This window comes from Aminobacter sp. DSM 101952 (genome assembly GCF_001424795.1).
Lineage (GTDB): Bacteria > Pseudomonadota > Alphaproteobacteria > Rhizobiales > Rhizobiaceae > Aminobacter > Aminobacter aganoensis.
Genome location: NZ_LMCL01000008.1, coordinates 39,516 through 61,746 on the forward strand (window position 1 = coordinate 39,516; position 22,231 = coordinate 61,746).

The window sequence follows — 22,231 nt, forward strand, 5'->3', positions numbered from 1 at the left end:
AGTGAGTAGTGAGTAGTGTCGATGCCAGCCGAGCGGCCGAGGCAACTACTATTCCCTATTCCCTATTCCCTACTCGCTAATTCTTCACCGGATGCTCGATGGCCTCGCGGCCGAAGTTCGGCACGTCGACTTCCTGGCCGGCGTCGATGATCGAGCGCCGGATGGCGCGGGTGCGGGTGAACATCTCGAACAGCTTGTCGCCATCGCCCCAGCGGATCGCCCGCTGCAGCGAGGCAAGGTCTTCCGAGAAGCGCGCCAGCATTTCCAGGATCGCGTCCTTGTTGTGCAGGCAGACGTCGCGCCACATCGTCGGATCGGAGGCGGCGAGACGGGTGAAATCGCGGAAGCCCGAAGCCGAATACTTGATGACTTCCGACTTGGTCACCGACTCCAGATCGTCTGCCGTGCCGACGATGTTGTAGGCGATGATGTGCGGCAGGTGCGAGACGATGGCGAGCGTCATGTCGTGATGCTCGGGGTCCATCGTGTCGATGTTGGAGCCGCAGCGGCGCCAGAACTCCGACAGCTTCTCCAGCGCCACCGGATCGGTATCGGGCAGCGGCGTGAAGATGCACCAGCGGTTCTCGAACAGTTCGGCGAAGCCGGCGTCGGGGCCCGACTTCTCGGTGCCAGCCAGCGGGTGGCCGGGGATGAAGTGCACGCCTTCGGGCACATGCGGGGCCATCTGCGCGATGACGGAGGCCTTGGTCGAGCCGACGTCGGTGAGGATGGCGCCCGGCTTCAGCGCCGGCGCCATGTCGATGGCCACGGCACCGGACGAGCCGACAGGCACCGAGACGATGACCAGGTCGGCATCCTTCACCGCCACCTTGGCGTCCGTCGAATAGCTGTCGCCGAGGCCGAGTTCCTCGGCGCGGGCGAGCGTCGCCGCACTGCGGGTGGAGATGGCGATGTGGCGGGCAATCCCTTCGCGGCGGATGACGCGGGCCAGCGACGAGCCGATCAGGCCGATGCCGACGAGGGCGATCTTGTCAAACAGGGGTTCGGACATTTTTCAACTTTTCAGGAATTCGGTGAGTGCGGCAATGACGCCGCGATTGGCCTCTTCAGTGCCGATGGTCATGCGCAGCGCATTGGGGAAGCCGTAGCCGGCGACCCTGCGCAGGATATACCCCCGCGCGCTGAGATACTCATCGGCGACCGCAGCCGAATGCTTGGCATCTTCCGGAAAGTGGACCAGCAAGAAGTTGCCTACCGAAGGCGTGACGCGCAAGCCCAGTGCCTCGAACTGGTTGACGAGCCATTCGGCCCACTGGGCGTTGTGGGCGATGGTGCGCTCGACATGGGCACGGTCCTCCATCGCCGCCACGCCGGCCTCGATGGCCGCCGCGTTGACGTTGAACGGGCCGCGCATGCGCTCCAGCACCTCGATGATGTGCGACGGCGCATAGACCCAGCCGACGCGCATGCCGCCAAGGCCGTGGATCTTCGAGAAGGTGCGCGTCATGACGACGTTCTCGTTGGCCGCGACCAGTTCGACGCCCGCCTCGTAGTCGTTACGACGGACATATTCGGCATAGGCGGCGTCGAGCACCAGGAGTACGTTCTTCGGCAGCGCCGCGTGCAGGCGACGCACCTCCTCGAACGGCAAGTAAGTGCCGGTCGGGTTGTTGGGGTTGGCGAGGAAGACGATCCTGGTCTTCGGCGACAGCGCGGCGATGATGTGGTCGACGCTGGCCTTCTCGGCCTCTTCCCTGGCAACGACGGGCGTGGCGCCCGCAGCCTGAATGTAGATCTTGTAGACCATGAAGCCGTGCTCGGTGTAGACGGCCTCGTCACCCGGCGACAGGTAACTCTGCGCCAGCAGGCCCAGAACTTCGTCGGAACCGTTCGAGCACAGGATGTTGGCCTGGTTGAGCCCATGGGTCGCCGCGATCGCCTGCTTCAGGCGTGAGGCCGACCCGTCGGGATAATACTCCATCTTTTCGGCGAGCTTCTTCACCGCCTCGATGGCATGGGGCGAGGCGCCCAGCGGATTTTCGTTCGACGAGAGCTTATGAACCTTGGTCACGCCTGCGGGAGCTGCGCTCTTGCCGGGTACATAGGCTGCGATGTCCATGATGCCGGCGCGGGGTTCGGGGCGAATCTGCTCAGGTGCCTTGGTCATGTCGAAAAATCCTGGATTGGCGCCTCCGGATGGAGGCCGCAGCGGGAATACCCCTAGGGGCCGCCAATGTCGAGGAAAACCGGCAAAACCGGCGGTTCTGGCTGGACCATTGGGTCACGGTTGACGCAATCCCCGCCCAGGCGTAATAGCAGGCCATGAACCCGTGGTGATTTGGCCGGTCGGCTTGCAGCCACGTTAAACAAGTCGCTAAAGGGCCGTTTGCGATCCGTAAACCGGCTGTGCGACTGCAGGCCGGTTTTTTGTTGTTTGGAGTTCGCACAGTGCCGATCAAGATCCCGGATCAGCTCCCCGCCCGTGAAGTGCTGGTGAAAGAGGGCGTCTCCGTCATGGACGAGCAGACCGCGCTCCGCCAGGACATCCGCCCACTGCAGATCGGTCTGCTCAACCTGATGCCCAACAAGGTGCGGACGGAAACCCAGATCGCCCGCCTGATCGGCGCCAGCCCGCTGCAGGTGGAGCTGACCCTGGTTCGTATCGGCACCCACAAGGCCAAGAACACCTCCGAAGACCACCTGATCAGCTTCTACCAGACCTGGGACGAGGTGAAGGACCGCAAGTTCGACGGCTTCATCATCACCGGCGCGCCGATCGAGCTGCTGCCCTTCGAGGACGTCACCTACTGGGACGAACTCAAGCAGATCATGGACTGGACGACGACCAACGTGCATTCGCCGTTCTTCATCTGCTGGGGCGCGATGGCGGCGGCATGGCATTTCCACAAGGTCCCCAAGCACACGCTGGAGCAGAAGGCCTTCGGCGTCTTCCGGCACAACAACAACGCGCCGGCGTCGCCTTATCTCGCCGGATTCTCGGACGACTTCGCCATTCCGGTGTCGCGCTGGACCGAGGTTCGTGCCACCGACATTCCCGCGGGCTCCGGCCTGGAACTGCTGATGGAATCGGAAGAGACCGGCCCGAGCCTACTGTCCGAAGAAACCGGCAACCGGCTCTACATGTTCAACCACATTGAATACGACTCGACCTCGCTGAAGGAAGAGTACGACCGCGACGTGGCCGCCGGCGTCGAGATCGCGGTGCCGCACGAATATTACCCCGACGACGACCCGCAGCGCCGGCCGCTCAACCGCTGGCGCTCGCACGCCCACCTGCTGTTCGGCAACTGGATCAACCGGGTCTACCAGACCACGGCCTACGATCTGGAAAACATCGGCAAGTAGCCTCGGAAACCGCGCCCGGCATCCGGGCGCGGTTTCCGGCAGGTGCGCGGAACCTAGTCCGCCGAAGCCCGGTGCTCGCGGAAGGCGCAGGCAAGGATGCGCAGCGCCTCGCGCGAGCGGCGGTCGGTCAGCGTCGAATGCAACACGATCTCCGACGACGGCACTCCGGGCAGGCTGAACTTGCGGCTGATCTCGATGGTGCCGGGCGGGGCCAACCTGCTGGGAAACACGGATGTCGCGAGCCCGGCCGCAACGCCTGCGGTCACCAGGGACGAACCGCCGCCGACGAAGACCTCGACCCAGGGAATGCCGGCATCGTCGAGCGTGCGCGTGGCCACGTCCCGCACGCCACAGGCCCGCGACAGGGTCGCCAGCCGGATCGGCTCGCCCTGGCGATGATGGAAGTCCGGTGTAGCGAACCAGCCGAAATGCTCAGGGCCCAGGACCTCGCCGTCGCGGCGGTCGTCCTCGCGCCGGACGATGGCCGCGTCGAGCTTGCCTCGATCGAAGGCGTCGAGCAGGTTGCTCGAATTGTCGACCTGGACCTCGATCGTCAGCGCCGGGTCATGCTGGTTGAGGCGCGCCAGCAACGTCGTCACTTCAGGACCAGCAACGTGACCGGCAATGCCGAGCGCGAAGCGGCGCGTGCCGCAGGACAAGCCGGCAACCGCATTGTCATGCGCAGCGAGGAATGCCCGGGCCGAATCGATGAACATCGCTCCTTCGGCCGACAGCCGGACACGGCGCGGCGTGCGTTCGATCAGCTTGCGGCCGACGCGCTCCTCCAACCGCTTCAACTTGACGCTGACCGCAGCCTGCGTCGAGCCGAGGGCATCGGCAGCGCGGGTGAAACTCTGCAGGTCGGCCACCATGACAAAGTTACGCACGGCCTCGGCATCGAGCCACAACATCTCATTCATCCATAATTGTTATCTCTGAAATAGGATTACATAGCATTTATGTATGTTCAAGCTTCGCCTATCTGAGGTGCTTTCAAGCAACCAGCGGCGACGGACTTCCCCCTTCGCCGCCAGCGGAGACACGGGATGAAAGTGACAAGCAGAGACAATCTGGCGCTGGCGGCGGTTTGTCTGGCCGCGCTGATGTTCGGCCTGGAGATCTCCAGCGTGCCGGTGATCCTGCCGACGCTCGAACATGTGCTGCAGGCCGACTTCAAGGACATGCAGTGGATCATGAACGCCTATACCATCGCCTGCACCACGGTGCTGATGGCGACGGGTACGCTGGCCGACCGCTACGGGCGCCGGCTGGTTTTCGCCGCTACCGTCGTTGCATTCGGCGTCACCTCGCTCTTGTGCGGCATTGCCCCCACCACCGAAGTGCTGATCGTCGGCCGCTTCCTGCAGGGCATGGCCGGCGGCGCGATGTTCATCTGCTCGATCGCCATCCTTTCCAACCAGTTCGACGATGCCCGGGCACGCGGCAATGCCTTTGCCATCTGGGGCGTGATCGCCGGTATCGGCCTAGGCTTCGGGCCGATCATCGGCGGCGTGATCGTCGCCCTGTCGACCTGGCAGTGGGTTTTCCTGGTGCATGCGCCTCTGGCGGTGCTGTGCCTGGGTCTGACCTTCGGCGGCGTGCAGGAGTCGCGCGACCCGCAGGCCAAGAAGCTCGACCTGCCCGGCATCGTCATCCTGAGCGCGACGGTCTTCGGCCTGACCTACTACATCACCCAGGGCGCAGACATCGGCTTCCTGAGCCCGACGGCCATCGCCGTCGCGGCAGCAACGCTGGTCGGCCTTGTCGCTTTCGTGACGGTCGAGCGACTGCATCCGCATCCGATGTTCGATTTCTCGGTGTTCAGGATCCGCGACTTCTCCGGCGCCATCGTCGGATGCATCGGCATGAACTTCAGCTACTGGCCGTTCATGGTCTACCTGCCGATCTATTTCACCGTCGGTCTCGGCTTCGACAGCACGGAGACCGGGCTCGCCGTGCTCGCCTATACGGTGCCGTTCCTGGTCATGCCGCCAGTCGCCCAGTATCTGCTCTTGCGCACCAGCGCCCGCATCGTCATTCCACTCGGCCTGTTCACCATCGGCCTTGGTTTCATCGCCATGTGGCTTGCCACCGGCATCGAGCCCGCAAGCGGCCTGGCCGTGCTGCCCGGCGCGCTGATCGCCGGCATCGGCCTCGGCCTGACGACCACGCCCGCCACCAACATGACCACAGGCTCGGTGCCGGCCAGCCGTGCCGGCATGGCCTCGGGCATCGACACCAGCGCAAGGCTGATCGCGCTCGCCATCAACATTGCCGTGATGGGCTTCGTGCTGGTCGAGGGCATTCTTTCCGGGCTGAAAAGCGCCCTGCCCGCAGGCATCGACGCCGGCCAGCTCAGGTCGCTTGCAGAGCGTATCGCTGCCGGCGGCGCGATCGACGGAGCGCAAGGCGCGCTCGACGTTCCGGCCGAAATCGTCCACGCAGCACTGGTCAACGGCTTCGCCTGGGTGATGCTCTATGGCGGCATCGGCGTGTGGATCCTGGCGGCGACCAGCTTCGCGCTGTTCGGGGCCGGCAAATCGGCTGATGTCACGAAAGCCGAAACGTCGGCAACCTGACGCCCGAGGGCCGGGCAATGGCGCCCGGCCTTAACCCTTCGGCGTGAACACCCGCACCGACTTCGGCCGAATGCGGAAATGCGCCGGTGTCCAGGTGACGAGCTCGCCATCGGTATTGACCGGCCGCGGCCGCTTGGTGCGGACGGTCACCTCGGTGGTCTTGAAGGCGCGCACGTCGTCCCACTGCCCTTGCGTGCCCTTGCGCAGGCTGGGCAGCAGGCGCAGCAGCCGCCACCAGTGGTCGACCTCGAGGCTGTAGAGATCGAGCCAGCCATCGTCGGCGGTAGCCGTCTCCTCGACCGTCATGCCGCCGCCATAATGGCGGCCGTTGCCGACCGAGACCTGCATGGTGTGGATCTCTTCGGTCGTGTCGTCATGGTCGACATAGGCGGTGAACAGCCGCGAGCGCATCAACAGCCGCGCCGCGACGATGCCGTAGCCGAGCGTGCCCCAGCGCTTCTTGGCATGTTCGGTGAGTTCGCCTGCCAGTTCGGCGCTGAAGCCTATGCTGGCGACGTTGAAGAACAAATGGCCGTTGACCTCGCCGAGGTCGACCGTCGTCTCGTGGCCGGCGGCGATCACTTCGGCCGCCTTTACCGGATCTGTGGGAATACCCATGGTGCGGGCGAAATCGTTGGCCGTGCCCAGCGGCAGGACGCCGAGCGTCAGGCCGCAATAGGCGAGGCCCGCCGCCGCATTGTTCAACGTGCCGTCGCCGCCGCCGACAATCGCCATGTCGAAATGGTCGGCGTTGCGCGAGATCAACTCGGAAGCGTTCTCATCCTTGCTGGTTGCCATCTCTTCGATGTCGAGACCGGCATCGACAAGCACCTGCCTGGCGGCATCGATCGAACCGCCGCCGCGGCGGGCGCGCGGATTGACGATCAGCATCGCACGCTTGCCTTTGGAGTGCTGCACGGCGCGTTTCTTGTGAATGACGTCGGTCAGGAGAGTAATCCCTGTGGTTGTCGAACGGACAGATCGAGCCCTGCCGACGCCATTTAGGGTGCATTCGGGCAGATTTGAAGGCAGAGGCCGCAATAAGCTTCAAGACAACCGAAAGTGATGGAGAGCAGTCCTGACGCGGCCCTGACGGCCGGATTAGGTGCCTCGCTGAACGGCCCGCCATCCCGCGATGATGGCTTCGGCGGAAGCCATTCCGGCTGCCTCGTCGATCAGCCAGGAAATGACGGAGATGCGCATCACCTCGCGGCCACGCCACTTTGCGCCGCCGGCAAAGACGGCGCCGTCGCGCTGGATGCGGGCAATGGTCGCCCTGGTCAGGTCGTCGCCACGCTCGTCGGTCTCGTCGGCACCAAACCGCACGAGCACCTGGTTGAACATGACGTCATTGAGCACCACGATCGCATTTTCGCTTCGCAACTGGTCGGCGATCAGGCGCGCCACGCGGCAATGCCGTTCGACCATCGCGGCGATCCCCTCGCGTCCGAGATGGCGGATGATCGCCCAGGTGGCGAAGCCCCGCGCCCGCCGCGACAGTTCGGGGACGAAATGGCTGGGGTCGCGCTCGCCTTCGCCTGCGGTGGGAAGGTAACTCGCCGCGATCGTCATGGCACGGCGATGCGCCTCGCTGTCGCGCACGATCGCGTAACCGCTGTCATAGGGCGTCTGCAGCCACTTGTGGCCGTCGGTGGCCCAGGAATCGCAGGTATCGAGCCCTTCGGCAAAATGGCTGAGGGAAGCAGCAGCCCGCGCCCAGCAGCCGAAGGCGCCGTCGACGTGGATCCACGCACCGATCCGGCGCGCGATCGGCACGAGGTCAGTGAAGGGATCGAAACCGCCAGTGTTGATCTGCCCGGCCTGAAGGATGGCGATGGCCGGTCCGCGCACCTGCGCCGCGCGTCGCGCGAAATCGTCGGGCAATATCCGGCCCTGGCCGTCTGTGGCGACGCGGATCAGCCGATCATGCCCCAGACCGAGAAACTGCAGCGCCGAAAAGACGGTGGTGTGGGCGTCGTCGCCGATCAGCACGGAAATCGGCGGCGCCCCGAACAGCCCGTTCGCTTCGACATCCCAGTCCGCGCGCCGCAACACCTCGCCGCGCGCGGCGGCCAGGCAGACGAAATTCGCGACGGTGGCGCCGGTGACGAAACCGACCGAGCTTTCGCGTGGCAGATCGAGCAGTTCGAGCAGCCATCGCGCAGCGACCGTTTCGGCCGCCGCGGCCGACGGCATGGCATGGTGGTTGCCGGCGTTCTGCCCCCACGCGCTCGTCAGCCAGTCGGCCGCCACGCCAACCTCATGCGAACCGCCAATGACCCAGCCGAAGAAACGCGCACCGGTTGTGGCATTGAGCCCGGGCTCAGCACGCACGGCGAGGTCGTCAATGACCGTTTCGGAGAACTCTCCCGTTTCCGGCAATGGACCGTCGAAGGCAGCCAGCGCGTCCGGGTAGCCATGCAGCGGGCGCTGCGGCCTGGAGGCGAGTTCCGACCTGTACCGGATGGCGTGCTCGGCGGCATGGCGCAGCAGGCGCCCGGTTGAATCCCCCTGCATGACAATCGCCTTCCTTGAAAGAGGTCTCATGCGCAGAATGCCGCAGAATACATTAGCTATCCAAGATATACATCCTGGGCCCTTCCCACAATCATGGCTTGTTATCTGTCGAGCTGCGGAAAATAGGGATCGGAGTAGATCCGCCGGTCGCGTTCCCCGGCCATGCAATCGACCGGAGCGGCCGCATCGATCCTGACGACGGGTAGCAAATCGGTGTCGCCGCTGACCTCGAGCACCAGCTTGCGCCGGATGGCCATTGCAAACTCCGACGCCGCACGGATCGGCAAGACGAACGAGCCCGGCCCGCCGGTGACGCATTCGGCATAATAGCGATCGAGTTCGGCGGCGGTGCGCGACGGTCGGATCAGGATCGGCAGGCCGTTGATGACGATGCCTTGCGCGACCGCCGCATCGCGCGCCCGAACCACCGGCGAGCCGAAATTGTTCGGCCCATCGCCCGAAATGTCGATGACCCGGCGCCAGCCCTCGGCGTCGTTGCGGTCGAACAGCGCCGCGCCATAGGTGACCGCGCCGGAGATCGAGGTCCCGCGAAAGCCGCTGAACGGCCGCGCCTCAAGCTTGGCCGCGAAAGCGGCGGCGCTCGTAGCGCTGTTGACGATCTCCCAGGGCACGACCGATTCTTCCCGCACGGTGCCGGCCCATTCGAAATAGGTGATGGCGACGCGGCCATGCTGGCCCGACATCACCGCGTCGATGAAATCGGGGTGACGCAGCGCCTCGACATAGCCGGCGCGCTGGAGCGTGAACTCCTCGAGATCCATCGAGCGCGACACGTCGACGGCCAGCACCAGCTCGACATCGACCGCGACGGCTGGCGCGGGCGCAGCCGCGGGCTTGGGCAATTCGCAGCCCAGGCACAAGACGATCGCCAGCGCACCCAGCATCGACGGACACCCCAACAGGCCGAGGAGTGTCGCGGCAATGGCGCCGGAATGGAAGTACCCCGGCTTCACCCCTTCGTGAGGTGAGGCTCAGCCACCGCGCTCGTCGCCGCGCCGCAGGGCAGGAAAGCCGCGCGTCGCGCCCGTCGGCGACAGCACTGGCACGAACACGCGGCGCGAGGCGCGCTGCGCCACCGGGATGCCCTGGTAGACGCGCTTCTGTGCCTCGACGACGATGACGCCGGAGAAGATCGGCCACAGGCGGCGGCCGGCGCGTTCGAACAGATGGTCGAAGCGCATCATCCATTTGCGCCGAGACGGCGGGAAATGCAGCGCGTCCGACCACGCCGAGACGGTGAAATTGGCCTCGCGCAGCAGCTCGTTGAGCTGGCCGGAGGAAAATGGCCGGCCGGTGCCGAAAGGCGTGTGCTCGAAGCGTGCCCAGACACCGCGCCGGTTGGGCACGACGATGACGATGCGCCCCGCCGGCGACAGCACGCGCCAGATCTCCTTCAGCGTCTCGCGCGGGCTTTCGGCGTGTTCGAGCGAATGGACGAGCAGAACCCGGTCGATGGAAGAATCGACCAACGGCAGTTCCTCGTCGAAGACGAGCGCCGTCGACGACGGCCCGTTCGCCGGCCACACGACGGCACCCTGCGTTGCCGGCATGAAGGCAAACACCCGCTCCGCATCGCTGCCGAAGCGATCGAGCCAGGGCAGCGTGTAGCCAAGCCCGACCAGCCGTTCGTTGGGCAGGCCTGCCCACACGGCCGACAACCCCATGGTGATCGACTGCTCGGCCAGGCGGCCGAGCGGTGTCGAGTAGAACGAACGAAGGTCGACGATGTCGGAATTCATGAGCGGAACGTAGACGCGCGCAACGCCGACTTCAACGACCCCGCCCCAATTGGGGTGACAGCGCCGGGCGCGCGCCCTATCGTCCTGCCAGAAGTGGAGTTTTGCGATGCCAGCCGAGATCAAGCTTTTCATGTGCCGCACCGACAATTTCGGTGCGCTGCTGCACGATCGCGAAAGCGGCGAGACGGCCATCGTCGACGCGCCCGAGGAGGCGCCGATCCTGGCGGCGATCGAGCATAGCGGCTGGACGCCGACGATGATCCTGACGACCCACCATCACGCCGACCATGTCGAGGCCAATTTGGCGCTCAAGCAGCGCTACAAGCTGCGCATCATCGGCCCCGAGGCCGAGCGCGAGAAGATCCCCGGCATCGACGACACGGTCGAGGAAGGCTCGGTGATCCCCTTCGGCAGCGAGACCATCGAGGTCATCGCGACGCCCGGCCATACCGCCGGCCATGTCTGCTATCACCTGCCGAAGTCGAAGGTCGCCTTCACCGCCGACACGCTGTTTGCGCTGGGCTGCGGCCGGCTGTTCGAGCGCCCGGCACCGGTGATGTTCGAATCGCTGAAGAAGCTCGCCGCCCTGCCCACCGACACGGTGGTCTATTGCGGTCACGAATACACGCTGTCCAATGCCCGTTTCGCGCTGACCATCGATCCGGACAATGCCGCGTTGCTGGCACGCGCCGAAAAGATCGAGGCGCTGCGCGCCGACGGCAAGCCGACGCTGCCGACGACCATCGGCGAGGAACTGGCCACCAACCCGTTCCTGCGCTGGGCCGATGCCGGCATCCGCAAGCATCTCGGCATGGAGAAAGCCTCCGACGCCGACGTGTTTGCCGAGATTCGCAAGCGCAAGGACAATTTCTGAGCATGCTGGCAGCCGAGATCATTGCCATGCTCGGCATGCGCCGGCACCCGGAGGGCGGCTGGTATGTCGAGACCTTTCGCGACAACCCGGAAGGCGGACCGCATGGCGCCCGCGGCAACCAGACGGCGATCTATTTCCTGCTCGAGCACGGCGACGTCTCGCACTGGCATCGGGTCAGGGACGCCGTCGAGATCTGGCATTTTCATGCCGGCGCACCGATAGAACTGAAGATCTGCCCACCCGGCGGCGAGGTCAGCGCAGCCGTGCTCGGCATCAACCTTGCCGTCGGCGAACGTCCGCAATGCGTGGTGCCGCCGGGCTGGTGGCAGACCGCGCGCAGCCTTGGCGACTGGACGCTGGTCGGCTGCACGGTATCGCCCGGCTTCGAGTTCGCCCAGTTCGAGCTGGCCGAACTGGGCTGGAAGCCGGGCTAGGCTCCTGCCCCGTCCACAGCCGCCTTCCGCCCGCCGAAGATCAGCGATTTGGCCGCCAGCACCGCACCTGAGGTAATGAGCACGCAGGCAGCGAGGATGCGCAAGCCTGGCTCGGCGAAACCGGCTGCGATCAGCACCAACGTCGACAGCAGCGGCGCGGCATAGCTCGCCGCCCCCAGCACCTGAATGTTGCCGCGTTTGACGCCGATGTCCCAGGCGTAGAAGGCCGCACCCACCGGCATCAGGCCGAGACCGAGCACGGCGAGCCACTGGCCGCCATTGGCCGGCAGCACCGTCTCCTCCAGCGCAAAGTGGCAGGCCAGCGACAGCACCGATGTCGCCAGGCAGAACCAGGTGACGATTGTCGTCGGCACCGCCGGAAAACGGCGCGACAGCAGCGAATAACCCGACCACAGGAAGGCGCAGGCGAAGGCCATGGCATAGCCGAAGCTGTATTGCGCATCAAAGGCCAGCCCACCGCCCTTGGTGACGATCAGGAAGGTGCCAGCAAGGCCGAGCAGCGCGCCGGCGATGTGATTCCAGCGTAGGCGTTCGCCCGGCATCAGGGCCGAGCCCAGGACGATGAAAAGCGGCCACAGATAGGCGATCAGGCTGGCCTCGACCGCCGGCGCGTTGCGCAGGGCGGTGAAATAGAAGAAGTGGTAGCCAAACAGGCCGGCGATGCCGATCACCCATACCTGCGGCGGGATTCTCTCGGCCTTCGCGGGCCTGGCCATGAACAGCCGGGCGACGAGGCCGACACAGGTGCCGATGGCGAAGGTGATGGCCGAAAGCAGGAAGGGCGGCACCGAGCCCGAGGCATCGGTCAGCAAGGCCAGCAGCGCCCACATGGCGACCGCCGTAAATCCGATCAAAGTCGCGCGCCCCACTCACCCCTCCCGGCGCGCAGGGCGCCTAATTGGTCGCTTCGAACCGCCGTGCCCTGACCGTGATCGTGCCGATCTCCGTGCTGACCGTGGCGTAGATGGGCGCATATACCCCGGTTTCGCCGAGCGGCGCAAACGTCACCATGATGCGGCTGCGGTCGCGCAGGAAGGTCAACGCCTTCTTGTCGGTGCGATAGCCCGAGATGGGCTGGAAACCCATGCGGCAGGTCACCGTCTCGCCGGAGAAGCCCTTGATCGACATCTTCTTGCGAGACACCTCGGTCAACCTGAGATCGGCGCGCAGTTCGCCGTCATACATCTTCACGGTGCGGCCGCAGACCTTGTCCAGGCTGGATGCCTTGATGACGGTGGCCGCGATCGGGTCGGCGACGGCGCGCAGGTCGCCCGCGCCGAGCGGAATCCAGGTCTTGCCGCGCTTCTTCGGCGGCGGCACGACCTCTGTGCGGCTGACATTGTCGCCGGAGAAACGGACATCAACGAGCGAACTGACCTTGCCCGAGACATAGTCGGCGCGGAAGGCGCGCGGCCGGGTGCGGCCACCCCCGAAACTGCCACGCGACGAGATCGTGCCGCGGGTATCGTCGAAGAATGCGGCAAGTCCGGCGCTGGAGACCTTGCCCTTGACCTCGTAGGATTCGCCTTCGTAGCTACTGTCGAATGTCGCCTTGGCGACGGGAATGCCGAGGAACGACAGCGAATAGTCGCCGCTGAAGGTTTTTGCCGCCGCGATCGAGAGCGAGGGAACCATGGCGAGGGCGAAAGCAAGCAGGATGGGTACGGGGCGCATGCCAAAACCTTAGGTCGGCCGAAATGTGCTTTCGGCCGTTGGCGTCCCTTGCGATTGGTTATAAAAGCAATTCCGGCCATTCTGTGGAGCTGGGGACAACGGCTGCAAACCGCAGCAAACCTCCCGGGGCGCTTGACGCGTCGGCGAAATGCAACTATGGAACGCCAACTTTTTCCATGAGGCCGCCTGACTGAGACCGCGCGCCACTATCGGTGCGTCATCGTCGCTTGGTCCGCCAGAACTGAAGGTAAGTAACATGTCCCGCGCTTGCGAACTCACCGGCAAAGCCGTCATGACCGGCAACAATGTGAGCCACGCCAACAACAGGACCCGTCGCCGGTTCCTGCCGAACCTGGTCAGCGTCACGCTGATCTCGGAAGCCCTGAACCAGAACGTGCGCCTGCGCATTTCGGCCAACGCCCTGCGTTCGGTCGAGCATCGCGGTGGCCTCGACGCGTTCCTGGCCAAGGCCGACGTTGCCGAGCTGTCGCAGCGCGCTCGTCTGCTCAAGAAGCAGATCGCCAAGAAGACTGCCGAGCAGGCCGCGGCCTAATCGACGAATCAAGGCGGGGGACGACCGCCTGGAGCCTCTGTGCGCCGCAAGGACGATAGAGGCTCCGACCAAATACGCCCGGGCATAGCCCGCAACGCTGGTTCCATTACCCAGGATAAAAAAATGAACTCCGGTTCAAAATATCTGCCCTTCGTGGCGGCCATGGCGCTTGTCGTCGTCGCTTCCAACATTCTCGTCCAGTTCCCGATGCAGGGACAGGTCGGATCGCTCGCACTTGCCGACATCCTGACCTGGGGCGCCTTCACTTATCCCTTCTCCTTCCTGGTCACCGACCTTGCCAATCGCCGCTACGGGCCGAAGCTGGCGCGGCGGATCGTTTTCATCGGTTTCATGACCGCGGTGGTCTGCTCGATCGTCATTCCGCCCGTCCTGTTCCGCTACGGCCTGATTCCGTTCGACACCGCGGCCGATCGCCTGGCCCGCATCGCGGTGGCCTCCGGCGCCGCCTTCCTGACCGCGCAGTTGCTCGACGTCACCGTGTTCAACTGGCTGCGCCGGCAGAGCTGGTGGCGCGCGCCGATCTTCGGCACGCTGGTCGGCTCGGTGTTCGACACGGCGATCTTCTTCGGCGTCGCCTTCGCCGCAGCTTTCGCCTTCCTCGGCCCCGAGGACGCGTTTGCGATCGAACCAGCACCGCTGTTCGGCGTCATGGCCACCGAAGCGCCGCGCTGGGTTTCCTGGGCCTTGGGCGACCTGATCGTGAAGCTGCTGATCGCGCTTTTCGCGCTGATCCCCTACCGGCTGATCGCCGCGCGCTGGAGCCAGCCGGCGCTGGCCGCCAACTAGACGGCCCTACCTGTCGATTCGCGTCGACAGGATGATCGACGACAGCGTGCGCTCGACGCCTTCGAGCGCACCGATGCGGTCGATCAGCATATCGAGGTCCTGCACCGACGGGGCCTCCACCACCACGATCATGTCGAAATTGCCACTGACCGAATGCAGCGTGCGCACCTCGGGGATGCGCCGCAGCACGGCCTCGACCGCAGCGGACACCTTGGGCAGCGCAGTCACCAATATGTGGGCCCGCACGAGATTTTTCTCGTAGTCCGGCGACAGCTTGACGCTGTAGCCCGCAATCACCCCGCGCTGCTCCAGCCGCTCGATGCGGCTTTGCACCGTCGTCCGCGACATGCCGAGCTTGCGGGCCAGCTCGGCGGTCGAAGCGCGTGCATTCTCGCGCAGCAAGGCAAGCAAAGCACGGTCGGCGTCGTTCGTCATTTCAGCAAATCTCTTCGGCGAATTGCCTAAATCATATCGGCTTTTCGGCAATATCGATACTGCCTTTCGACAGCGCGCAGGCATAGAATCCGCGCGAAATCCATTCGAAGGGGACAAGACCATGAAACAGATCGTTGTCGTAGGCGCAGGCAAGATCGGCTCGACCATCGCCGACATGCTGGCCGAAACCGGCGACTACAAGGTGACCGTGGTCGACCGCTCGCAAGCCCAGCTCGACGCGCTCGAAACCGGCAACGCCGTCGAAACGCTGAAGGTCGAGATCTCGGAGGCCGGCGCGCTCGACGCCGTGCTCGCCGGCAAGTTCGCCGTGCTTTCCGCGGCCCCCTTCCACCTCACCACGCGCATCGCCGAAGCGGCCGCCAAGGCCGGCGTGCATTATCTCGACCTGACCGAGGACGTTGCCTCGACCCGCATCGTCAAGGACCTGGCCGCCACTGCCAAGAGCGCGTTCATCCCGCAGTGCGGCCTGGCACCCGGCTTCATCTCGATTGTCGCCAACGACCTCGCCAAGCGCTTCGACACGCTGGAAAGCGTTCGCATGCGCGTCGGCGCCCTGCCGCAGTATCCGTCCAACGCCCTCAACTACAACCTCACCTGGAGCACCGACGGCGTCATCAACGAGTATTGCGAGCCTTGCGAGGCGATCGTCGAAGGCTCGCTCGTCGAGGTGCCGCCGCTCGAAGAGCGCGAGGAGTTCTCGCTCGACGGCATCACCTACGAGGCGTTCAACACCTCGGGCGGCCTCGGCACGCTGTGCGAGACCTACAAGGGCAAGGTGCGCACGCTCAACTACCGCACCATCCGCTATCCTGGCCATGCCGCGATCATGAAGGCGCTGCTCAACGACCTCGGCCTGCGCCACCGCCGCGAGGTGCTGAAGGACATACTGGAGAACTCGCTTCCGGCGACCATGCAGGACGTGGTGGTGATCTTCGTCACAGTCAGCGGCCGCAAGGGCGGGCGCCTGCTGCAGGAGAGCTATGCCAACAAGATCTACAGCCGCCAGATGGGCAAGATGGTGCGCAGCGCCATCCAGATCACCACGGCGTCAGGCATCTGCTCGGTGCTCGACATGCTGGCATCCGGCGCGTTGCCGCAGCAGGGCTTCATCCGCCAGGAAGACATCGCGCTCGACGCCTTCCTCGCCAACCGCTTCGGCCACAACTACGCCCAAGCCGGCACCGCGCACCTGGCGGCCTGAACGCCAGGCGCCTCACGGGGAGCATACCCCTGAGGCCACCAATTATGGGCAGCGAGGGGTTGGGGGACCCCTCGCTTTTTTTTGCCTTTGCGCATGCCTGCCTGTCAGATCGGAGCCATCGGCCCGAAGAAACCGATGATGCGCTCGATGCGCATACCGTCGGGCGTCAGGAAGGCGATGTCGACCCCATCGGGCAGCGGCGTGCCATCGGCCTCGACGACGCGCCAGCCGAAACGGGCAATGCCATGGTGGATGTCCACGGCACTGGTGCGAACGATCGTCGCGCCGGGACGGCCGGTTCGAACGGTCGCAATGTGGGCCAGCAATTCATCGACGCCGTTGGTGTTGGCACGCGGGTCGGTGTAGGTTGCCTTGTCAGCCCAGACGGATTTCAGCAGGGCCTTGCGCCGTCCCGGCTCGGGCTCGTTCCAGACCGCGCAACAGCGCTCGATGAGGCTGGTGACATCGGACGACATGGCCGGCTCCCGCATCGCAGGTGTCGACCATAGCGGAAAACCGCCGGTCAATCGCCGTGCAGAATGAATTCCAGGTAGAGATTGCGCTGCAGGATCGAGTGGTTGTCGTCGGAGATCAGCGACACCATCAGCGCGCCATCGCCACGCTGCCAGACATCCAGCCCTTCCATGTTGTCGATCTGGTAGCCCATGTTGGCTTCCAGCAGCACCTGGCCATCGGCGACCTTGCCCCTGGCGATGCTGTCCGAGGCGATGCGCCTGAGCCGCATCTTGACCCCCGAGGCCATCGAGAAGCTGCGCTCCAGCAGCAACAGGTCCCCGCCGGGCAGGAAAGCGCCGTCGGTGATGTCGAACTCGCCGTCGCGCTTGACGGTGAAGACACCCTTCTGCGGCCCTTCGATGATGGCGGCAAAGATGTTGCCGGTCGGATCGAGGCTCTTTTCCGACACCACCACCAGCCCGCCCTTCTCGGCGGAATAGGCGATGGTCTCGAACCCCCTGTTCTGACGCAACTCGTTGCGCGGCACCAGGAAGTCGAGTTCGCCAAGCGACGGCCCCATATTGGCGGGATCGATGCGGAACTGGGCGACGCGGTGCGTGCGCTCGAAGCCGACAGTGGCAATGCCATCCCGGACAGCGAGCCCTTCGGCGTCAGCCATCCACTTCTTCTCGATGGCACTGCCCGAGGCGTCGACCATCTGGACCATGCTGAAATTCTCGACACCCGCCGGCCGCGAAGCGCCATCGCGGGTTATCCGGCCGAAGAACCAGAAACCGGTGTCGGCGACGCCGATGAAATCGCTCCCCGGCTTGAGGAAGCGAAACGCCGACAGCGCGCCGAGATTGCGCGACGACGACGTCAGTTCCAGCCCGCCGACGAATTCCAGCGGGCCGAACATCTTCTCGTCCAGGCCGATCTGGAACCGCGCGATCGGGCGCGCGGAAATCTCGATGCGTTCTATGGCCGGCTGCTCGGCCCGCGACGAGGCGGCGAGCGTCGTCGACAGCGCAAGCGCGGCCAAGGCCGCGCGAGCAATGTGCCGCAAACGGGCCACCGACAGGATCATCCGGCGCGCCTGAAGCCGCCGCGGCGGTTCTCGCGGGCGCTCTCCTCGCCGAACAGCGAGGCCAGCTGCTCGGTCATGGCGCCGGCCAGTTCTTCGGCGTCGACGATGGTGACGGCGCGGCGATAGTAGCGCGTCACGTCGTGGCCGATGCCGATGGCCAGCAACTCGACCGGCGAGCGCGTCTCGATCAGGTCGATGACGGCGCGCAGGTGGCGCTCGAGATAGTTGCCGGGGTTCACCGACAGCGTCGAATCGTCGACCGGCGCACCATCCGAGATCATCATCAAAATCTTGCGCTGCTCAGGGCGCGCGATCAGGCGCTGGTGCGCCCACAGCAGCGCCTCGCCGTCGATGTTTTCCTTGAGCAGGCCCTCGCGCATCATCAGGCCGAGGTTGCGGCGCGAACGCCGCCATGGCGCATCAGCGCTCTTGTAGATGATGTGCCTGAGGTCGTTGAGGCGGCCGGGATTCGGCGGCTTGCCGTCCTTCAGCCACTTCTCGCGCGCCTGCCCGCCCTTCCACGCACGCGTGGTGAAGCCGAGGATTTCGACCGAGACCCCGCAACGCTCCAGCGTGCGCGCCAGGATGTCGGCGCAGGTGGCGGCAACGGTGATCGGACGGCCGCGCATCGAGCCGGAATTGTCGAGCACCAGCGTCACTACCGTGTCGCGGAACTTGGTGTCGCGCTCCTGCTTGAACGACAGCGGCTGCATCGGGTCGATGACGACGCGCACGAGGCGGGCCGGATCGAGATAGCCCTCTTCGAGGTCGAAGTCCCAAGAGCGGTTCTGCTGCGCCATCAGGCGGCGCTGCAAGCGGTTGGCCAGTCGGCCGACGACACCCGACAGATTGGCGAGCTGCTTGTCGAGGAAGGCACGCAGGCGATCGAGTTCGTCCTCGTCGCACAGCTCTTCGGCGCCCACCGTCTCGTCGAAACTGTTGGTGAAGACCTTGTAGTCGATCTCCCTCGGCAGGTTGGCGAAGGGATTGTCCTGGCGGCGTGCCTCTCCCGGCGTCTCCGAATCCGTGTCGTCGTCGTCGGACATGTCGTCGGACGTGGAGTCGGATGCTTCCATCTCGCCCGACGGCTCCTCGTCGGCCGAGGATTCGGCTTCGTCGGACTGCGACTGGTCGGCGCCCGAATCGTCCTCGCCGCCTTCCTCGCTCTGCTCCTCGCCTTGCGGCTGCTCGTCGTCTTGGTCCTCGTTGTCCTCTGTTTCCTGGTCGTCGCCGTATTCCTCGGCCATCTCCAGCGAAGCGAGCATGTGGCGAACCATGCGGGCGAAGGCCTGCTGGTCTTCCAGGCTGCCGAGCAGCCCTTCGAAATCGCCGCCGGCCTTGTCCTCGACCCAGTTGCGCCAGAGCTCGACCATGCGCTCGCCGCTCCTCGGAACGGGTTGGCCGGTCAGCTTTTCGCGCACCATCAGCGCCAGGGCTTCTTCGAGCGGCGCTTCCGACTGTTCGGTGACGTCGGCGAGATTGGCCTTGGCGTATTTGTCCTCGAGCATCGAGGAAATGTTCTGGGCGACGCCGGCCATGGCGCGGCTGCCGATCGCCTCGACGCGGGCCTGCTCGACGGCGTCGAAGACGGCACGAGCCTGCTTGCCCTCAGGCGCAAGGCGGGCGTGGATGCGGGTGTCGTGGCAGGCGCGCTTGAGCGCCATGGAATCGCCAAGACCGCGGGTGACGGCAATGTCGTTGGCCGACGCCTTCTTGGGCAGCTCAGGCAGGCGTGCGCGATTGCCGGCAAGCGCTGGCCGCTCCTTGGCAAAGGCCACTTCGAGCTCGTTGTCGCCCGAAATAGCGCGCATGGAAACGGTCACGGCGCGCTTGAAGCTGTCGACTTCCGAGCCCGCCTTCGATTTGTTGCGCGTGTTGTCGCCCGGCCCCGCCATCTGAGCCTGTTCTTATCCCAGCACGACGTTGGCGGCTGATTCGGGAAGGTCCTCGCCAAAGGCGCGCTGGTAGAACTCGGCCACGACGGAGCGCTCAAGCTCGTCGCACTTGTTGAGGAAGGTCAGCCGGAACGCCATGCCGACATCACCGAAAATCTCGGCGTTCTCGGCCCAGGTGATGACGGTACGCGGGCTCATCACCGTCGACAGGTCGCCATTGACGAAGGCCGAACGCGTCATATCGGCGACGCGGACCATCTTGTTGACGATCTCCTTGCCCTTGGCGTCGCGATAGTGCTTGGCCTTGGCAATGACGATGTTCACTTCGTTGTCGTGCGGCAGGTAGTTCAGCGTGGTCACGATCGACCAGCGGTCCATCTGCGCCTGGTTGATCTGCTGGGTGCCGTGATAGAGGCCGGTGGTATCGCCGAGGCCGACCGTGTTGGCGGTGGCGAACAGGCGGAAGGCCGGGTGCGGGCGGATGACGCGGCTCTGGTCGAGCAGGGTCAGGCGGCCCGACGATTCGAGCACGCGCTGGATGACGAACATCACGTCCGGGCGGCCGGCATCGTATTCGTCGAAGCACAGCGCGACATTGTGCTGGTAGGCCCAGGGCAGGATGCCGTCCTTGAATTCGGTGACCTGCATGCCTTCCTTGACCACGATCGCGTCCTTGCCGACGAGGTCGATACGGCTGACGTGGCTGTCCAGGTTGACACGGACCATCGGCCAGTTGAGGCGGGCTGCGACCTGCTCGATGTGGGTCGACTTGCCGGTGCCGTGATAGCCCGACACCATGACGCGGCGGTTGTAGGCGAAGCCGGCCAGGATCGCCATCGTCGTGGCCTTGTCGAACAGATAGTCCGGATCGATGTCGGGGACATGCTCCGACGAGGCCGAATAGGCCGGCACGACCATCTTAGAATCGAAGCCGAAGGTGTCTTTCACCGACACTGTCGTGTCCGGCAGGTTGGTGATGTCGCGATCGACCTTGTTCATAGCGTCTCCACGCGCGAAGCCTCAGCTACGCCGGCAATCGAAATTTTCTTCGGGGGCGGTCTTAAAGCCTTTTCCGACCAGATGAAAGTTGGAAAAAGGCCGCGGCCGCGGCTGGCTCAACACAATCCCGCTTGCTTGAGCACGCGATATGCCTGGAGCACATCCCTGAAGCGGTCCTCCGAACCGCGATCGCCGCCATTGGCGTCGGGATGGTGGCGTTTGACCAGTTCCTTGTAGCGCGCCTTGATGTCGGCGCCAGTGGCCTTCGAATCCAGCCCGAGCGTCTCCAGCGCCTTGGCCTCGAGGGGCTTGGCCTTGCGCTGCCGCGGCGCGCCGGTACCGCCGAACATGTTGTGCGGATCGCGCATGCGGTTGTAGTAGCCGGCTCGGCCCGAGCGCTGCTGGGCGAAATCGGGCGCCGAACGCGCCGACCCGTTGGAACCCATGGTCCAGGTCGGCCGGTGGCCCGTCATCGCCTCCTTCTGGAAGCGCGCGATCTCGCCATCGGCAAGGCCGGAGAAATAATTGAAGCCCTTGTTGTACTCGCGCACGTGGTCGAAGCAGAACTGGAAATACTCGCCTTCGCGCATGCGGCCGACCGGCGCCTTGTGCGTGCCGGGCTGCTTGCAGCCGTCCCACTGGCAGGCAGGCGCGCGCGACTTCACCTCCGCTTCCGGATCGGGCCGGACGCGGATCTTGTCGAAATATTTTGGGTACGGCTTCATCTGATCGTATTTACCGCCTCTTGGCGCGGCGAAACAAGAATTGACATTTCGAGGATGTTGGCCCTAACGCCTGATTTGCGGCCCAATTACGCCCGATGGCGCGGATGGCCGCAGCGACACATGTGGTGAAAGGCGAAACCGATGTCCATACAGGCGATGATCGAAGACAAGCTGAACAAGGCATTTTCTCCTGAACGGCTCGTCGTCCTCAATGAAAGCCACCTGCACGCCGGCCACCACCATGTCGACGGCGGGCACGAAGCGGTGTTCGACGGCTCCGGCGAGACGCATTTCCGCATCCGCATCGTCGCTCCCGGCTTCGCCGGCATGAGCCGCATCGACCGCCACCGCGCAGTCAACGACGCCCTCTCCGCCGAACTCAAGGCCGGCCTGCACGCGCTGGCGATCGAGCCGGCGGCACCTGGCGAAGCGACGCGCTGGTAGAAACTGCCCCTCGGGTGAAGCACGGCCCACGCCATGTCATCCGGCCGTCACATATATCCACTAGTCTGGATATATGGATGCAAGCGACACGATAGACGCGCTGGCCGCGCTGGCCCAACCGACAAGGCTGGAAGCCTTCCGCCAGCTTGCCGCCGCAGAACCCGACGGCATCGCCGCCGGCGACCTCGCGCGCCGGCTCGAGGTTCCCCAGAACACCATGTCGGCGCACCTCGCCATCCTGGCCCGCGCCGGCCTCGCCACAAGTGACCGTCGAGGCCGCTCGATCATCTACCGCGCCGACCTCCCTGCCCTGCGCCAGGTGCTGCTGTTCCTCCTCCAGGACTGCTGTGACGGCAGGCCGGAGATCTGCGCGCCATTGATTGCCGAATTGTCCCCCTGCTGCGCACCATCGGAGTGATGCC

General features: G+C 65.0%; 24 protein-coding genes and 1 riboswitch. Of the genes, 9 read left to right on the forward strand and 15 right to left on the reverse strand.

From position 1 onward, the window contains the following. Positions 1-76 precede the first annotated feature (76 nt). The gene (locus tag ASC75_RS08710; RefSeq protein WP_184117425.1) at positions 77-1,012 is read right to left on the reverse strand and encodes a prephenate/arogenate dehydrogenase family protein; all 936 of its coding nucleotides are present in this window, start codon (positions 1,010-1,012) and stop codon (positions 77-79) included. Between the two features lie 3 nt (positions 1,013-1,015). Next, positions 1,016-2,128, reverse strand: coding sequence for a histidinol-phosphate transaminase (hisC, locus tag ASC75_RS08715; RefSeq protein WP_055973218.1), 1,113 nt, complete (start codon positions 2,126-2,128; stop codon positions 1,016-1,018). A 153-nt stretch (positions 2,129-2,281) separates the two neighbouring features. Beyond that, positions 2,282-2,359: riboswitch (SAM riboswitch) on the forward strand. 50 nt (positions 2,360-2,409) lie between these two features. On the opposite strand from hisC, the gene metA reads away from it, so the two are divergent. Next, positions 2,410-3,327, forward strand: coding sequence for a homoserine O-succinyltransferase (metA, locus tag ASC75_RS08720; protein WP_055973220.1), 918 nt, complete (start codon positions 2,410-2,412; stop codon positions 3,325-3,327). A gap of 53 nt (positions 3,328-3,380) precedes the next feature. Here metA and ASC75_RS08725 read toward each other — a convergent pair whose 3' ends face one another. Next, positions 3,381-4,238 (reverse strand): LysR family transcriptional regulator, encoded by an 858-nt coding sequence (locus tag ASC75_RS08725; protein WP_055973404.1) that lies wholly within the window; start codon positions 4,236-4,238, stop codon positions 3,381-3,383. Between the two features lie 135 nt (positions 4,239-4,373). Here ASC75_RS08725 and ASC75_RS08730 point away from each other — a divergent pair, with 135 nt between their 5' ends. Then, positions 4,374-5,906, forward strand: a complete 1,533-nt coding sequence (locus tag ASC75_RS08730) for an MFS transporter (protein ID WP_055973222.1) — start codon at positions 4,374-4,376, stop codon at positions 5,904-5,906. Between the two features lie 30 nt (positions 5,907-5,936). Here ASC75_RS08730 and ASC75_RS08735 read toward each other — a convergent pair whose 3' ends face one another. The 4 genes from ASC75_RS08735 to ASC75_RS08750 all read right to left on the reverse strand — a co-directional run bounded on the left by ASC75_RS08735 (position 5,937) and on the right by ASC75_RS08750 (position 10,183). Continuing rightward, positions 5,937-6,824 carry a lipid kinase gene (locus ASC75_RS08735; RefSeq protein WP_082496479.1) on the reverse strand — a complete coding sequence of 296 codons (888 nt, stop codon included), beginning with the start codon at positions 6,822-6,824 and terminating at the stop codon, positions 5,937-5,939. Positions 6,825-7,007: 183 nt separating this feature from the next. Continuing rightward, the gene (locus ASC75_RS08740) at positions 7,008-8,423 is read right to left on the reverse strand and encodes an aspartate aminotransferase family protein (RefSeq protein ID WP_055973224.1); all 1,416 of its coding nucleotides are present in this window, start codon (positions 8,421-8,423) and stop codon (positions 7,008-7,010) included. A 101-nt stretch (positions 8,424-8,524) separates the two neighbouring features. Further along, entirely contained in the window at positions 8,525-9,328 is an 804-nt protein-coding gene (locus ASC75_RS08745) for a DUF1194 domain-containing protein (protein WP_055973227.1), read from the reverse strand. 87 nt (positions 9,329-9,415) lie between these two features. Further along, positions 9,416-10,183 (reverse strand): methyltransferase domain-containing protein, encoded by a 768-nt coding sequence (locus tag ASC75_RS08750; RefSeq protein ID WP_055973410.1) that lies wholly within the window; start codon positions 10,181-10,183, stop codon positions 9,416-9,418. A 106-nt stretch (positions 10,184-10,289) separates the two neighbouring features. Here ASC75_RS08750 and gloB point away from each other — a divergent pair, with 106 nt between their 5' ends. After that, positions 10,290-11,057 (forward strand): hydroxyacylglutathione hydrolase, encoded by a 768-nt coding sequence (gloB, locus tag ASC75_RS08755; protein WP_055973231.1) that lies wholly within the window; start codon positions 10,290-10,292, stop codon positions 11,055-11,057. Positions 11,058-11,059: 2 nt separating this feature from the next. Then, positions 11,060-11,491 carry a cupin domain-containing protein gene (locus tag ASC75_RS08760; protein ID WP_055973235.1) on the forward strand — a complete coding sequence of 144 codons (432 nt, stop codon included), beginning with the start codon at positions 11,060-11,062 and terminating at the stop codon, positions 11,489-11,491. On the opposite strand, the gene ASC75_RS08765 is transcribed toward ASC75_RS08760, so the two are convergent. Then, complete coding sequence (locus ASC75_RS08765) at positions 11,488-12,381, reverse strand: EamA family transporter (RefSeq protein WP_055973238.1); 894 nt, start codon at positions 12,379-12,381, stop codon at positions 11,488-11,490. The two genes, ASC75_RS08760 and ASC75_RS08765, sit on opposite strands and share 4 nt — an antisense overlap. Positions 12,382-12,406: 25 nt before the next feature. Next, a complete protein-coding gene (locus ASC75_RS08770) occupies positions 12,407-13,186 on the reverse strand; it encodes a DUF3108 domain-containing protein (protein ID WP_055973241.1) in 780 nt (259 codons plus the stop codon). A 256-nt stretch (positions 13,187-13,442) separates the two neighbouring features. On the opposite strand from ASC75_RS08770, the gene rpmB reads away from it, so the two are divergent. Continuing rightward, positions 13,443-13,739, forward strand: a complete 297-nt coding sequence (gene rpmB / locus ASC75_RS08775) for a 50S ribosomal protein L28 (RefSeq protein ID WP_055973245.1) — start codon at positions 13,443-13,445, stop codon at positions 13,737-13,739. A 123-nt stretch (positions 13,740-13,862) separates the two neighbouring features. Then, positions 13,863-14,546, forward strand: a complete 684-nt coding sequence (locus tag ASC75_RS08780) for a queuosine precursor transporter (protein ID WP_055973248.1) — start codon at positions 13,863-13,865, stop codon at positions 14,544-14,546. 6 nt (positions 14,547-14,552) lie between these two features. Here the strand turns inward: ASC75_RS08780 and ASC75_RS08785 are convergent, their stop codons facing one another. Next, the gene (locus ASC75_RS08785; RefSeq protein WP_055973251.1) at positions 14,553-14,981 is read right to left on the reverse strand and encodes an Lrp/AsnC family transcriptional regulator; all 429 of its coding nucleotides are present in this window, start codon (positions 14,979-14,981) and stop codon (positions 14,553-14,555) included. Here ASC75_RS08785 and ASC75_RS08790 point away from each other — a divergent pair. Then, positions 14,893-16,203 carry a saccharopine dehydrogenase family protein gene (locus ASC75_RS08790; protein WP_280137938.1) on the forward strand — a complete coding sequence of 437 codons (1,311 nt, stop codon included), beginning with the start codon at positions 14,893-14,895 and terminating at the stop codon, positions 16,201-16,203. The two genes, ASC75_RS08785 and ASC75_RS08790, sit on opposite strands and share 89 nt — an antisense overlap. 104 nt (positions 16,204-16,307) lie before the next feature. Here ASC75_RS08790 and ASC75_RS08795 read toward each other — a convergent pair whose 3' ends face one another. The 5 genes from ASC75_RS08795 to ASC75_RS08815 all read right to left on the reverse strand — a co-directional run bounded on the left by ASC75_RS08795 (position 16,308) and on the right by ASC75_RS08815 (position 21,365). Continuing rightward, positions 16,308-16,679, reverse strand: a complete 372-nt coding sequence (locus ASC75_RS08795; RefSeq protein WP_156381166.1) for a nuclear transport factor 2 family protein — start codon at positions 16,677-16,679, stop codon at positions 16,308-16,310. 47 nt (positions 16,680-16,726) lie between these two features. Then, a complete protein-coding gene (locus tag ASC75_RS08800) occupies positions 16,727-17,746 on the reverse strand; it encodes an esterase-like activity of phytase family protein (RefSeq protein WP_055973259.1) in 1,020 nt (339 codons plus the stop codon). Then, positions 17,743-19,641 carry a cobaltochelatase subunit CobT gene (cobT, locus tag ASC75_RS08805; RefSeq protein WP_055973263.1) on the reverse strand — a complete coding sequence of 633 codons (1,899 nt, stop codon included), beginning with the start codon at positions 19,639-19,641 and terminating at the stop codon, positions 17,743-17,745. The genes ASC75_RS08800 and cobT overlap by 4 nt, the downstream gene beginning before the upstream one ends. 12 nt (positions 19,642-19,653) lie before the next feature. After that, complete coding sequence (gene cobS / locus ASC75_RS08810) at positions 19,654-20,640, reverse strand: cobaltochelatase subunit CobS (RefSeq protein ID WP_055973268.1); 987 nt, start codon at positions 20,638-20,640, stop codon at positions 19,654-19,656. Positions 20,641-20,756: 116 nt separating this feature from the next. Next, positions 20,757-21,365 carry a J domain-containing protein gene (locus ASC75_RS08815; RefSeq protein WP_055973271.1) on the reverse strand — a complete coding sequence of 203 codons (609 nt, stop codon included), beginning with the start codon at positions 21,363-21,365 and terminating at the stop codon, positions 20,757-20,759. A gap of 141 nt (positions 21,366-21,506) precedes the next feature. On the opposite strand from ASC75_RS08815, the gene ASC75_RS08820 reads away from it, so the two are divergent. Then, positions 21,507-21,809, forward strand: a complete 303-nt coding sequence (locus tag ASC75_RS08820) for a BolA family transcriptional regulator (RefSeq protein WP_055973274.1) — start codon at positions 21,507-21,509, stop codon at positions 21,807-21,809. Between the two features lie 73 nt (positions 21,810-21,882). Further along, positions 21,883-22,227, forward strand: coding sequence for a metalloregulator ArsR/SmtB family transcription factor (locus ASC75_RS08825; RefSeq protein WP_055973277.1), 345 nt, complete (start codon positions 21,883-21,885; stop codon positions 22,225-22,227). Positions 22,228-22,231: the final 4 nt, after the last annotated feature.

What these genes read in the sequence shown, in the direction of transcription:
- cobS (WP_055973268.1), bottom strand. Translation starts at nt 20,640, where the DNA reads ATGAACAAGGTCGATCGCGACATCACCAACCTGCCGGACACGACAGTG.
- ASC75_RS08750 (WP_055973410.1), bottom strand. Translation starts at nt 10,183, where the DNA reads ATGAATTCCGACATCGTCGACCTTCGTTCGTTCTACTCGACACCGCTC.
- ASC75_RS08740 (WP_055973224.1), bottom strand. Translation starts at nt 8,423, where the DNA reads ATGCAGGGGGATTCAACCGGGCGCCTGCTGCGCCATGCCGCCGAGCAC.
- ASC75_RS08710 (WP_184117425.1), bottom strand. Translation starts at nt 1,012, where the DNA reads ATGTCCGAACCCCTGTTTGACAAGATCGCCCTCGTCGGCATCGGCCTG.
- hisC (WP_055973218.1), bottom strand. Translation starts at nt 2,128, where the DNA reads ATGACCAAGGCACCTGAGCAGATTCGCCCCGAACCCCGCGCCGGCATC.
- cobT (WP_055973263.1), bottom strand. Translation starts at nt 19,641, where the DNA reads ATGGCGGGGCCGGGCGACAACACGCGCAACAAATCGAAGGCGGGCTCG.
- ASC75_RS08790 (WP_280137938.1), top strand. Translation starts at nt 14,893, where the DNA reads ATGCCGAGCTTGCGGGCCAGCTCGGCGGTCGAAGCGCGTGCATTCTCG.
- ASC75_RS08730 (WP_055973222.1), top strand. Translation starts at nt 4,374, where the DNA reads ATGAAAGTGACAAGCAGAGACAATCTGGCGCTGGCGGCGGTTTGTCTG.
- ASC75_RS08800 (WP_055973259.1), bottom strand. Translation starts at nt 17,746, where the DNA reads ATGATCCTGTCGGTGGCCCGTTTGCGGCACATTGCTCGCGCGGCCTTG.
- ASC75_RS08815 (WP_055973271.1), bottom strand. Translation starts at nt 21,365, where the DNA reads ATGAAGCCGTACCCAAAATATTTCGACAAGATCCGCGTCCGGCCCGAT.
- ASC75_RS08760 (WP_055973235.1), top strand. Translation starts at nt 11,060, where the DNA reads ATGCTGGCAGCCGAGATCATTGCCATGCTCGGCATGCGCCGGCACCCG.
- ASC75_RS08785 (WP_055973251.1), bottom strand. Translation starts at nt 14,981, where the DNA reads ATGACGAACGACGCCGACCGTGCTTTGCTTGCCTTGCTGCGCGAGAAT.
- gloB (WP_055973231.1), top strand. Translation starts at nt 10,290, where the DNA reads ATGCCAGCCGAGATCAAGCTTTTCATGTGCCGCACCGACAATTTCGGT.
- rpmB (WP_055973245.1), top strand. Translation starts at nt 13,443, where the DNA reads ATGTCCCGCGCTTGCGAACTCACCGGCAAAGCCGTCATGACCGGCAAC.
- ASC75_RS08780 (WP_055973248.1), top strand. Translation starts at nt 13,863, where the DNA reads ATGAACTCCGGTTCAAAATATCTGCCCTTCGTGGCGGCCATGGCGCTT.
- ASC75_RS08770 (WP_055973241.1), bottom strand. Translation starts at nt 13,186, where the DNA reads ATGCGCCCCGTACCCATCCTGCTTGCTTTCGCCCTCGCCATGGTTCCC.
- ASC75_RS08745 (WP_055973227.1), bottom strand. Translation starts at nt 9,328, where the DNA reads ATGCTGGGTGCGCTGGCGATCGTCTTGTGCCTGGGCTGCGAATTGCCC.
- ASC75_RS08795 (WP_156381166.1), bottom strand. Translation starts at nt 16,679, where the DNA reads ATGTCGTCCGATGTCACCAGCCTCATCGAGCGCTGTTGCGCGGTCTGG.
- ASC75_RS08825 (WP_055973277.1), top strand. Translation starts at nt 21,883, where the DNA reads ATGGATGCAAGCGACACGATAGACGCGCTGGCCGCGCTGGCCCAACCG.
- ASC75_RS08725 (WP_055973404.1), bottom strand. Translation starts at nt 4,238, where the DNA reads ATGTTGTGGCTCGATGCCGAGGCCGTGCGTAACTTTGTCATGGTGGCC.
- ASC75_RS08820 (WP_055973274.1), top strand. Translation starts at nt 21,507, where the DNA reads ATGTCCATACAGGCGATGATCGAAGACAAGCTGAACAAGGCATTTTCT.